Below are 11,791 nucleotides of genomic sequence, written 5' to 3'. Positions count from 1 at the left end.
TCAACCCGCCGCGACGGACGGGAGGTTCTTGATACCAGCGACAGAATGTTTCGGCAAGTCGCGATGGGAAGATTATCGGGCCGATGCGGATCAGAGACGAGAAAGGGCCGCTCGCGCGGCCCTTTCCGGATGGATCCGCAAAAGAGAAAGCTGGTCCTTACGGCTTCTTCGGCTTGACGGCCGGAGCTGCCGCCTTGTCGGCCGGCGCCGCCGCGGTCTGGGTCTTCGCCCCGACCTCGTTGTAGCGCGTGTGCAGCATCTCGTAGGTCTTGTTGAGATACTCGTCCAGCTGCTGCGGATTGTACTTGACCACCTCGGCGAACTGGTCCTGGCGCGCCAGGCAGTAGGCGGTCTGGGTCATCCGCTGCATGCGCTGGGATTCGTCGTTCGCCATCTTGGTGCGATAGGTGTCGAACAGGCGCTGGCCGTTGCCCTTGCTGTACTTGCCCAGCAGCCGGCCGAGCTTGTCCTGGGTTTCCAGGATGCGGTCGTCGTTGTTGACCACCCACTGGCTGAAGGTCCGGAAGATGATCGGATCCTTGAACTCTTCCTTGCAGCTCAGCCCGGTGACCATCATCTCGGTCTGCAGCTTGACCAGCAGGTCGTAGCGCACCTCGGTCGGCGTCAGCTGCGCCTTCGCCGGCAGGTTCACCGGCTGGTAGTTGCCGACATCGGGGAACAGCCCCCCCGTCTGTGGCTTCGGCGGCGGTGCTTCCTGGCAGGCCGCCAACGCCATGGCGACCAACGTGGCCGCGGCAAAACCCTTCATCATCCTCATCGGTACCCCCGCAGATCCATCGCCCGCACTTTAGCGCAGAAGCCCCGCCGACAGAATCTGAAATGCTCCGCCGCACCGGCTGGGCTCACAACGCGCTTCAACTCAGACCCTTATCCCATTGTGATGTATCAGTAAAGCGCAATCAATCCTGGCTCAGCTCCAGCGCCTCGACGCCGAGCTCGGTGAGCTGCCAGGACGGATCGGCGGCATCGGGGTCAAGACAGGCGATCAGCTTCGCCCGGCCGGTCTCGCGCAGGGTGGCGCGCACCCGCCAGAGCGGCAGGCCGGCGGCCTCGGCCAGCCTTGCCGCGGTGTGCGGGACGGCGAGCAGGGTGAGGCTGCGCTTCGCCACCTCGGTCAGCGTGCCGTCCGGGTTGATGCAGGCCATGTCCGGACCGGGTCAGCCCTTCACCTCGGTCTCGCAATACCAGAAGTCGGTGTAGGCATACCCGCCCTTGGCCCGGGCGTCGGCATCCTCGATCGTGCGCGGCGCCGGCACGATCACCTTGCCGCCGGGGCGCCAGTCGGCCGGGGTCGCGACCTTGTGCTTGTCGGTGGTCTGCAGCGCGTCGACCAGGCGCAGGATCTCGTCGATGTTCCGGCCGGTGGTCAGCGGATAATAGATCATCGCCCGCACCACCCCGGTCGGATCGATGACGAAGACGCAGCGGCTGGTCTCGGTGCCCGACTGCTCCGGCATGATCATGCCGTAGAGCGTCGCCACCTTGCGGTCGCCGTCGGCGATCACCGGGAACGGGATCCTGGTGCCGAACAGCTCCTCGATCCGCTTGGTCCAGGCGAGATGGGCGTAGATGCTGTCGATCGACAGGCCCAGCAGCTCGACCCCGCGCTCCTTCAGCGCCGGGGCGATCCGGGCGAAGGCGACGAATTCGGTGGTGCAGACCGGGGTGAAGTCGGCCGGGTGCGAGAACAGCACGACCCAGCTGCCGCGGAAATCCTCGAGCGCCAGGCGCCCATGGGTGGTCTCGGCTTCGAAGGGCGGGGCCACCTGCCCGAGGCGGGGCAGGCTGGGCAGGGGGGATGTCTCGGTCATGGCGGGACTCACTGCTGACTGCGGTGACGGCGTCGGCAGAGGATAGTCCAGCAGCACCGCGAGGGCCAACCGGCTGGTCCGGGCCATGGGGCGCGGTATAAGCTCGCGCCCGGGCCCGCCGGGCCGGCGGGACAGCCGGAGGATCGAGATGAGACGAGGCATCTGCGCCGCGGCGGCGCTGCTTCTCACCCTCAGCGGCCCGGCCGTGGCCGAGATCGACGTGCTGCGCCGGGCGCCGGAGCTGATCCGGGCGGTCGACGCCAACGATGTCGACAAGGTCCGCACCCTGCTGCTGAGCGGGATCCCGCCGAACGCGACCGACGCCGGCGGCCGCACCCCGCTGGTGATCGCCGCCCGCGACGGCCGCACGGCCCTGGTGCGCGAGCTGCTGCGCTTCGGCGCCCAGCCGGACCAGGCGGATTCGCTGGGCAACACGCCGCTGTTCTGGGCGGCGGACACCGGCGATGCCGGCATCGTCCGGGCGCTGCTGGACGGCAAGGCCAACCCGAACCGCGCCAATCGCCAGGGCATCACCCCGCTGATGGCGGCCGCGCGCGGCGGCAGCCTGCCGGCGGTGGAGGCGCTGCTGGCGGGCGGCGCCAACCCGCAGTTGCGCGACTTCACTGGCCGCTCCGCCCTGGGCTGGGCCGAGACCAGCCGGTCCCGTTCGGTCGCCTCGCGGCTGCGCAAGGCCGGTGCGTCGGACTGACCTCATAGGATACGACGGACGGGGCGCGGGTTGCGGTCCGCGCCCCGTCCGGTTAGGAGTCCCGGTCGTCGAGGGGCAGCAATGACGACCGGGACCGAGACGGGGCCGTGGGGCGACCCCGTCTCACGGATGCTCCGCCTGGGGGAAGGCGGGCCCCGCTTCGGTTGCCGGCTTCTTGCGATCGCGCCAGGCGATCAGCCGGTAGAACATCGGAATGAAGAAGGTGGCGATGACGGTGGCGGCGAGCATGCCGCCGATCACGCCGGTGCCGATCGAGTGGCGGCTGGCCGAGCCGGCGCCGCTGGCGATGGCCAGCGGCAGGCAGCCCAGGATGAAGGCCAGCGAGGTCATCACGATCGGCCGGAAGCGCAGCTTCGCCGCCTCCAGCGCCGCGTCGACGGCGCTCATCCCCTCCTCGCGCTTCAGCACCGCGAACTCGACGATCAGGATCGCGTTCTTGGCGGCGAGGCCGATCAGGGTGACCAGGCCGATCTGGAAGTAGACGTCGTTCTGCAACCCGCGCAGCCACACCGCGACCAGCGCCCCGAACAGGGCGAAGGGCACGGCGGTCAGCACCGCGATCGGCAGCGACCAGCGCTCGTACTGCGCCGCCAGGATCAGGAACACCATGACCAGGCCGAACAGGAGCGCCTGGTTGCCGGAGCCGCCGGTCGACTGCTCCTGGAAGGCCGAGCCGGTCCAGGCCAGGGCATAGCCCTGGGGCAGCACCTCCTTGGCCAGCTGCTCCATCGCCGCGATCGACTGGCCGGAGGAGTAGCCCGGGGCCGGGCCGCCCATGATCTTCGCCGCCGGGAAGATGTTGAAGCGTTCGACCTGGTCGGGGCCGACGACCCGCCGGCTCTTCACCAGCGCGTCGATCGGGATCATGGCGCCGCCGTCGGCGCGGACGAAGACCTGCTTCAGATCCTCCGGCCGCTGGCGGAAGCTGCCCTCCGACGCCAGGCTGACCCGGTAGTTGCGGCCGTAGAGCGTGAAGTCGTTGACGTAGAGGCTGCCGAAGGTGGCCTGCATGGCGTCGAAGATCGACGAGATCGGCACGCCCAGCGCCCGCGCCTTCTCGCGGTCGACGTCGAGCTTGTACTGCGGGATGGCGATGTTGAACTGGGATCGCACGCCGGCCAGGTCCGGCCGCCTGGCCGCGGCATCGACCAGCCTCTGCGTCGCCTCGGCCAGCGCCGGATAGCCGGCGCCGGTGCGGTCCTGGACATAGGCCTCGAAGCCGCCGGTCGTGCTCATGCCCATGATCGGCGGCGGGTTGAAGGCCAGCACCATGGCGTCCTTGATGCCGGCATTCATGCCCATGAACGGCCCGGGCAGGTTGCGCGCGTCCATCGCCGGGTCGGTGCGCTGCGACCAGTCCTTGAGCGGCACGAAGACGACGCCGCCATAGGTCTTCTGCGCCGCCGACAGCAGGTCGAAGCCGGGCACGTCGATGCTTTCGCTGACCGCCGGGTGCTTCAGGATGTTCTGCGTCGCCTCCGACAGCGCCTTCTCGGTCCGCTCCAGCGAGGCGGCCGGCGGCAGGAAGGCGGCGACGATCAGGTAGCCCTGGTCCTCGTCCGGCACCAGCGAGCCCGGGATCCTCTGGAACAGGTAGCCCGCCACCCCGGCGAAGCCGGCGAACAGCAAGAGGCCGATGGCGAAGCGCTTGAGGAAGAAGCGCACCCCGGCGGTGTAGGCCGAGGTGATGCCGTCGAACACCCGGTTGAACCAGCGGAACGGCAGCGCCGGCTCGTGGTGGCCCGGCTTCAGGATCAGGGCGCACAGCGCCGGGGTCAGTGTCAGCGCGACGATGCCGGAGATGGTGACCGACACCGCGATGGTGACGGCGAACTGCCGGTACATCTCGCCCGCCAGCCCGCCCATGAAGGCGACCGGCACGAACACCGCGCACAGCACCAGCACGATGGCGATGACCGGGCCCGAGACCTCGTCCATCGCCTTCCGCGCCGCTTCCTTCGGCGGCAGCCTCTCGGTACGCATGATGCGCTCGACATTCTCGAGCACCACGATCGCGTCGTCGACGACGATGCCGATGGCGAGGATCAGGCCGAACAGCGTCAGCAGGTTGATCGAGAAGCCGAGGATGTACATCCCGGCGAAGGTGCCGAGGATCGAGATCGGCACGGCGATCACCGGGATCAGCGTCGCCCGCAGATTCTGCAGGAAGACGAAGACCACCAGCACCACCAGGACCATCGCCTCGATGAAAGTCTTGATCACCTCGTCGATCGAGACCTGGACGAAGCGGGTGGTGTCGTAGGGGATGGCGTAGGTGATGCCGTCGGGGAAGGCCGGCTTCAGCTCCTCCATCCGGGCCTTCACTCCCTCCGCCGTCTCCAGCGCGTTGGCGCCGGGCTGCAGATAGATGCCGATCGCGGCGGCCGGCTTGCCGTTATAGTTGGCGGCGGAGTTGTAGGCCTGGGCGCCGAGCTCGACCCGGGCCACGTCCTTCAGCCGTAGCGTCGCCGCGTTGCTGTCGGACTTCAGGATGATGTTCTCGAAGGCCTCGGCGTTCGGCAGCCGGCCATCGGTGGTGGCCGAATAGGTGAAGGCGAGGCCGCTCGCATCCGGCTCCTCGCCGAAGCGGCCGGCGGCGAACTGGGCGTTCTGCTCCTGGATCGCGGCGGAGACGTCGCTGGGTGTCAGGCTGTACTGCGCCAGCTTGTCCGGCCGCAGCCAGATCCGCATCGAATAGTCCTTGCCGGCGCCGAACAGCGTGGCGTCGCCGACGCCGGGCACGCGCTTGAGGTCGTCGATGACGTTCAGGAGCGCGTAGTTGTTCAGGTAGATCGGGTCGTACTGCCCGCTCTCGTCGTGCAGGATCACCGCCTGCAGGATCGAGCTCGACTTCTTGTCGACGCGGACGCCGGTGCGCTGCACCTCCTGCGGCAGGGTCGGCAGCACGCGCTGGACGCGGTTGTTGACGTTGATCGTCGCCTGGTCGGGGTCGGTGCCGATCTTGAAGGTGACGGTCAGCGTCATGGTGCCGTCGCCGGTGTTGGTCGACCGCATGTACAGCATGTTGTCGACGCCGTTGATCTGCTGCTCCAGCGGCGCGGCGACGGTCTGGGCCACGGTCTCGGCGCTGGCGCCGGAATAGCTGGCCGAGACCGACACCTCGGGCGGCACGATCTCCGGATACTGCGCGATCGGCAGCACCCGCATCGCCACCAGCCCGGCCAGGGTGATGACGATCGAGAGGACGGCCGCGAAGACCGGCCGGTCGATGAAGAAGCGCGAGATCACGGAGTCGCCTCCGCGACCTTGGCGAGGGACGGGCGCACCGGGCTGCCCGGCCGGACCTTGATCACACCCTCGGTGATGATCCGGTCGCCCGCCTTCAGGCCGGCCTCGACCAGCCAGCCGCCCTCGACCTCGCGGCCGAGCGTCAGCGGCCGGGCCTCGGCCTTGTCGCCCTCGCCCAGCGCGTAGGCGAAGGGACCCTGCGGGCCCTGCATCACCGCCACCTGCGGCACCACGATGCCCTGCTTCAGCGCCAGGCCGCTGACCGTGACGCGGACGAACTGGTTCGGCATCAGGATGCCCTGGGCGTTCGGCAGCATCGCCCGGGCACGGATCGTGCCGGTCTGGTCGTCGACGATGCTGTCGGTGAAGTTGATGGTGCCGCCATGGTCGTAGGTCCGCCCGTCGCCGAGCTTGACCGACACCGGGAAGCGGCGGTCCCTCGGCCCGTCGGCCTTGCCCTCGTCGAGCAGCCGGCGGATCTCGGCGAAATCGGCGTCGCTGAACGAGAAGCTGACATAGGCCGGGTCGAGCTGGGTGATCCGGGTCAGCAGGCCGTTGGCGCTGATCAGGCTGCCCTCCGGCACCTCCTCGATGCTGGTCATGCCGCCGAGCGGCGCCGTCACCGTCGTATAGTCGAGATTGAGCTGCGCCGTCTTGAGCTGCGCCTGGGCGGAGGCGACTGCCGCCTCGTCGGTGCGCACCTTGGCCGCGGCGTCGTCGCGGTCGCGCTCCGACCCGGCACGGGCGGCGAACAGCTTGGCGGCGCGCTCGGCGTTGGTCCGGTCGTTGGCGAGCTGGGCCTGGGACTGCTGCAGCTGGGCCTGGGCGCGCGCCACCTCGGCCTGGTAGGTCGCGGGGTCGATGCGGAACAGCTCCTGCCCCTCCGCCACCCGCTCGCCCTCGGTGTAGTCGCGCTTCAGCAGGATGCCGCCGACGCGGGCGCGCACCTCGATCTCGCGAAAGGCCGAGACCCGGGCGGCATAGGTGTAGGTCAGCGGCACCGGCCCTGCCGACACCTCCTGCACCGTCACCTCCGGCGGCGGCGGCGCGGATTGCGTCTGGGCCTGGGCTTCACCGGTGTTTTCGTTGCAAGATGCAAGAATCGGCGCGGCGGCCAGGGTGATGGCCAATGCCACGGCGCGAAGTGATGACGTCTTGCTCACGGTGACCGCACCTTTGCCTCAGAGTTTTTCGCACTGCACAATAGATTTGACCGACCGCTGTCAGTGCGGGATTGATTTACATACATTCCAGCATGTATGTTTCAGGGATGTGGAAGATCCCCTCGACGTTTCACCCGGCCCCCACACCGCCATATCGGCGCACCTTCAGAATGCCTGCTCTTGGCCGCCCGGGCAATGGCGGAGGCCGAGCCGACATATTAAGATTTGTTATCGGGAGAGACGCGGCAGCCGGTCCCCGGAACGACGGAATCGTGTCGGGGAGCACCCCGAATCCCGGATGGCTGAGCTCACGACAACCCCTTCCCGCTGTCGGAATCTTTTGCACCGCACACATCCCGGGGCCTCCGGGACATCATGCAGGGATGGACTTATATACATACTTGGACGTATGTAAAGAGAAAAAAGGGGGAGAGGAGTAGAGACATGGCACGCCGCACCAAGGCCGAGGCGGAAGAGACCCGGCAGAAGATTCTGGACGCAGCAGAGCGGCTGTTCTTCGTCGACGGGGTGTCGCGCACCTCGCTGGAGCTGATCGCCAACGCCGCCGGGGTGACCCGCGGCGCCATCTACTGGCACTTCAAGAACAAGGTCGAGCTGTTCGAGGCGCTGCACGAGCGGGTGAAGCTGCCGGCGGAGGACATCGTCGAGCGGGCGATGGCGGACGGCCATCCCGACCCGCTGGGCCTGGTCGAGCAGGCGATGGTCGAGAGCTTCGTCGCCCTGACCGAGGACGAGCAGCGCCAGCGCGTCTTCACCATCCTGACCTGCCGCTGCGAGTATGTCGGCGAGATGCTGGCGGCGCTGGCCCGGCAGCGCGAGGCGCATGACCACATGCGCGCGACCATGAGCCGGGCCTTCACCATGGCGCGGGAGGCCGGCCGGCTGAGCCCGGCCTGGCCGCCCGAGGTGGCGGCCAGCACCCTGACCTGCCTGATGGTCGGGCTGATGGTCGACTGGATCCGCTTCGGCCGCCGCTTCGACCTGGTCGAGACCGGCACCCGCAGCGTCGGCGAGCTGTTCCGGTCGTTCCGCCGGGAGACCGAGCCGGCGATGTGCTAAGCGGAGAGTGCCGGCCGGGCTCCGGCCGTCACCCATGCTCTCAGGCAAGGTCGTCGAGGCTGACCTTGAGCGCATCCGCGATCTTGCGCAGGGTCGAGACCGTGCCGTCGCGCTTGCCGCTTTCGATCTGGCTGATGTAGGCGGCGCTGACATCGGCCTTGGCGGCAAGTTGCTGGGCACTGAGGCCGCGATATTCGCGCCAGACCTTCACGGCGCTCTCGCCGGCCAGCAGACGGTCGACCATAGCGGAGGGCAGGAGTTCCTCCTCGGCGGCCGCCAGCTTCCGCTCGAATTCGCGGACGATCGCGGAGTCCGCAACATCCTCGGCAGCCGCCGCCAGCCGACGGAACTCGGCCTCGGGGATGACGGCGAAGCGCCCGGCCGGAGTGTCGATGTACTGAACGTCCATGGCTGTCTCTCAGTCGTAGATATCGCTGCGCGGACCGATCTCGGCGATGTCGACGACAGCACCGTCGTCACGCATGATGACCCACCAATCGCCGACTCGAAGCCGCGTGTAGCCTTTGAACTCGTCGCCCTTCAACGGCCTCAGATTGTTGGCAAGAGAAGCCGGATCCGCCGCATACTGCTCAATCTTGGCCCGGATCGTGCGAGCGGTATTGGCCGGCATCCGCTGCAGAACTCTGAGGGCGAGTTTGCTGTAGCGGACCGACTTCATGAGTGAATATTAGCGAATTGCTAACAAAAATGACAACCATGGCCTTGCGCATTGCCAATCAGCGGTAAAGCGCCCAGGATCTTGTCCCATCCTCGCCCCTGATCTCCGCCTCGGAGCCCCCGGGCGGCCGCCTACTCCCCCGCCGCCTGGGTGCGCGGGCGGTGGCGCTTGGTCCAGGTGAAGGTCGAGGTGACGCCGAAGTTCCAGACCGAGGACAGGGCGGCGCCGAGGAAGCTGGCCAGGGCCCAGGGCAGGTGCTGTTCGTACAGGAACTCGGCCACCTGCAGGTTGATCACGGCGCCGATGGCGCAGGCGGCATAGAAGGACAGCAGGCCGCGCAGGAAGTCGCGGCCGCGCAGCTGCTTGTCGCGATAGGTGATGCGGTTGTTGAGGGCGAAGTTCGAGGACATCGCCACCACCGTCGCCACCGCCTGGGCCCAGTAGAAGTCCCAGTCGAAGGCGTGCAGGAACAGCCCGACCAGGGCCAGTTGCACCGCCACGCCGGACAGCCCGACCATGACGAACAGGATGAAACGCGCCGGGATCGTGCCGCCCAGCAGCTTGTCGAAGATCAGCATCAGGAATTCCAGGCTCACGGCGAAGTCGAGCTTGCTTTCGCCGCTGAGCCGGCTGCGGAAGACGAAGGGCAGCTCGGCGAAGCGCAGCGGGCGCCCGGCCGAGGCGAAGATGTCGAGCAGGATCTTGAAGCCCTGCCCGTTCAACCGGTCCGCGACCTCCTCGATCAGCGGCCGGCGCAGCATGAAGAAGCCGCTGAGCGGGTCGCTCAGCTCGCGCGGCACCACCATGCGGGCGAGGCGGATGCCGAGGCCGGACAGGCGCTCGCGCTTCTCCGAGAAGGTGCCGAGGTCGCTGCCCGGCAGGAACCGGCTGGCGACGACGATGTCGAGCGTGTCGGCCTTCAGCCGCTGCAGCATCTGCGGCAGCAGCGTCTCGTCATGCTGCAGGTCGGCGTCCATCACCGCGAGATAGGGCGCGCCGGTCGCCATCATGCCCTCGACCGTGGCCGAGGCCAGGCCGCGCCGGCCGATCCGCTTCAGGCAGCGGACATTGTCCCGGGTCTCGGCGATCTTGTAGACCGCCTCGGCGGTGCCGTCGGTCGAATCGTCGTCGACGAAGATCACCTCCCAGGCGATCCCAGCCAGCGCCGCGTCGAGCAGCTCGACGAGGCGCCCGACATTGCCGACCTCGTTCAGCGTCGGCACCACGACGGCGAGCTCGTAGCGCATCACTTGGCAGCTTCCCACGGTGCGTTCGGCGGCAGCGGCAGCGGCCAGGGCGCCTTGAAGCCACGGGCGGTGTAGACGTGCAGGGTCAGCTCGGCCCGGCCGCCGCGATGGACGATGATGTCCGGTTGCGGCTCGACCGAGGCGAAATAGGGCCGCCAGCGCTCGTCGAATCTCTTCAGGAACTCGTCCTGGCCGACGATCACCGCGTCATGGCCGGCGAAATCCATCTGGTTCCAGCCGAAGGCGAGGTTGCGCGGGTCTTCGCACAGGCACAGCACCGGCAGCCGGTCGCCGAGCTGGACGTCGATCTTGCCGGCCTGGTGCCATTGGGTGCCGACCACGAACAGGCCGGGCCGGTCGAACCAGCCGCGCTCCTGCGCCGCGGCGCGCAGATCGGTCCAGTCCAGCCCCTCCAGCGTCGGGTCCTTCTCGCGATCGAGATAGGGCAGGGCCCGCATCCAGCCGGTGGCGGCATGGCTGCCCAACACCACCAGCACCACCACGGTGGCGATGGCCGACGCCTTGAGCCAGATGCGGGCGGGACGGCTGCCGCCTTCCAGCCACCGCGCCGTGGCGGCGCCGAGCAGCGGGAACAGCATCAGGTAGCCCGGCGCCTGCCAGTGGAAATGAGCGCCGACCTTGGCCCAGGAGGCGACCGCGGTGAACAGCACGATCGGGATGATGGCGAGGCTGACCAGGAACCAGCCGCGCAGATCCTTCGGCCCGCGCCGCAGGCCGACGACGAACACCCAGATCATCGGCAGCCAGATCCAGGGCAGCAGCCAGATCGCCTGGCCGCCGATGTTCTGGCCCAGCCAGTCGAACCGGAAGCGCCCGCCGGAGCTGCGGCCGCTCTGGAACAGGAACGACACCCACTGGTTCTCGGCGTTCCAGATCAGCACCGGCGAGAAGATGGCGAAGGCGACCACCACCGCGATCCAGGGCGCCGGATGGGCCAGCCAGCGCCGCCGCCCTGGCGTGGTCAGCAGGAACAGCAGCAGCCCGGCCATGATCAGCACGGCGTGGTATTTCGACAGCAGCGCCAGGCCGAAGCAGATCCCGGCGGCGAGCCACCAGCCCCAGGCGGCGCCGGGCGACAGCGTCTCCGGCTCCGGCACCACCACCCTTGCCGTGCAGTACGCCGCGGCCAGCAGGAACAGGAACAGCGGCCCGTCCGGCTGCACCCAGCTGCCGACGCTGAGGAAGAACACGGCCGACAGGTTCAGCAGCAGCGCCGCCCAGACCCCGGCCCAGGCGCCGAACAGAACCGCGCCCAGCCGATACATCAGCCAGGTCGATACCCCGAACATCAGCACATAGGGCAGGCGCAGCCACAGCTCGGCGTCGCCGAGCCCGATCATGGCGTGGGTCAGCCACAGGAACAGCGGCGGCTGGTCGAAATAGCTGAGCGCCCAGAACCGGGCGGTGGCGACGTAGTAGGATTCGCCGTTGCCGTAGCCGAGCGCCCAGGCCAGGGCGAGCCGCAGCAGCCCGCCCAGCAGGATCAGCCAGAATATCGCCCCCTGGGGGGTGTCGAGCCGCAGCCAGCCGGCGGATCCCGTGGATCCGGGCCGGGCGGACGCGGCGGAGAGAGCGTCGGTCATCCGCATTCCCAGCAGCCGCCCCGAGGACGGGCTGCGCTTATAGATCACGCGGATCGGTCGATCCGGCGCGACCGCGCTTCATACCAGCACGGGCCCCGGCCGGCCAGCGCGGATCATTCCGGCCTGGTGCGACGGGTTACAGCAGGGCCGCGGGGGGGGGCCCCCCCCCCCCCCCCCCCCCCCCCCCCCCCCGCCCCCCCGCCCCCC

General features: G+C 68.6%; 11 protein-coding genes. 2 read left to right on the top strand and 9 right to left on the bottom strand.

Translation table 11 applies throughout. From position 1 onward, the window contains the following. Positions 1-157: 157 nt before the first annotated feature. The 3 genes from AAHM41_RS05885 to AAHM41_RS05875 form a co-directional block, all read right to left on the bottom strand. Positions 158-778 carry a hypothetical protein gene (locus tag AAHM41_RS05885; protein ID WP_342235590.1) on the bottom strand — a complete coding sequence of 207 codons (621 nt, stop codon included), beginning with the start codon at positions 776-778 and terminating at the stop codon, positions 158-160. A gap of 142 nt (positions 779-920) precedes the next feature. Beyond that, entirely contained in the window at positions 921-1,166 is a 246-nt protein-coding gene (locus AAHM41_RS05880; RefSeq protein WP_342235589.1) for a hypothetical protein, read from the bottom strand. Positions 1,167-1,178: 12 nt separating this feature from the next. Next, positions 1,179-1,832 (bottom strand): peroxiredoxin, encoded by a 654-nt coding sequence (locus AAHM41_RS05875; RefSeq protein ID WP_342235588.1) that lies wholly within the window; start codon positions 1,830-1,832, stop codon positions 1,179-1,181. A gap of 148 nt (positions 1,833-1,980) precedes the next feature. Here AAHM41_RS05875 and AAHM41_RS05870 point away from each other — a divergent pair, with 148 nt between their 5' ends. Further along, complete coding sequence (locus tag AAHM41_RS05870; RefSeq protein ID WP_342235587.1) at positions 1,981-2,541, top strand: ankyrin repeat domain-containing protein; 561 nt, start codon at positions 1,981-1,983, stop codon at positions 2,539-2,541. Between the two features lie 123 nt (positions 2,542-2,664). On the opposite strand, the gene AAHM41_RS05865 is transcribed toward AAHM41_RS05870, so the two are convergent. Further along, positions 2,665-5,811, bottom strand: coding sequence for an efflux RND transporter permease subunit (locus tag AAHM41_RS05865; RefSeq protein ID WP_342235586.1), 3,147 nt, complete (start codon positions 5,809-5,811; stop codon positions 2,665-2,667). After that, a complete protein-coding gene (locus AAHM41_RS05860; protein WP_342235585.1) occupies positions 5,808-6,974 on the bottom strand; it encodes an efflux RND transporter periplasmic adaptor subunit in 1,167 nt (388 codons plus the stop codon). Before AAHM41_RS05860 ends, AAHM41_RS05865 begins: the two co-directional genes overlap by 4 nt. A gap of 444 nt (positions 6,975-7,418) precedes the next feature. On the opposite strand from AAHM41_RS05860, the gene AAHM41_RS05855 reads away from it, so the two are divergent. Further along, complete coding sequence (locus AAHM41_RS05855) at positions 7,419-8,054, top strand: TetR family transcriptional regulator (RefSeq protein ID WP_342235584.1); 636 nt, start codon at positions 7,419-7,421, stop codon at positions 8,052-8,054. Positions 8,055-8,094: 40 nt separating this feature from the next. Here the strand turns inward: AAHM41_RS05855 and AAHM41_RS05850 are convergent, their stop codons facing one another. The 4 genes from AAHM41_RS05850 to AAHM41_RS05835 form a co-directional block, all read right to left on the bottom strand. Continuing rightward, positions 8,095-8,463, bottom strand: a complete 369-nt coding sequence (locus tag AAHM41_RS05850) for a helix-turn-helix domain-containing protein (protein ID WP_342235583.1) — start codon at positions 8,461-8,463, stop codon at positions 8,095-8,097. A 9-nt stretch (positions 8,464-8,472) separates the two neighbouring features. Then, complete coding sequence (locus AAHM41_RS05845; protein WP_342235582.1) at positions 8,473-8,733, bottom strand: type II toxin-antitoxin system RelE family toxin; 261 nt, start codon at positions 8,731-8,733, stop codon at positions 8,473-8,475. A gap of 131 nt (positions 8,734-8,864) precedes the next feature. Then, positions 8,865-9,980, bottom strand: coding sequence for a glycosyltransferase family 2 protein (locus tag AAHM41_RS05840; RefSeq protein WP_342235643.1), 1,116 nt, complete (start codon positions 9,978-9,980; stop codon positions 8,865-8,867). Further along, positions 9,980-11,584, bottom strand: coding sequence for a glycosyltransferase family 39 protein (locus AAHM41_RS05835; protein WP_342235581.1), 1,605 nt, complete (start codon positions 11,582-11,584; stop codon positions 9,980-9,982). Before AAHM41_RS05835 ends, AAHM41_RS05840 begins: the two co-directional genes overlap by 1 nt. Positions 11,585-11,791: the final 207 nt, after the last annotated feature.

This window comes from Inquilinus sp. OTU3971 (genome assembly GCF_038440215.1).
Note: the sequence above shows the minus strand (reverse complement) of the source record. Positions and strands in the feature narration are given on the sequence as shown.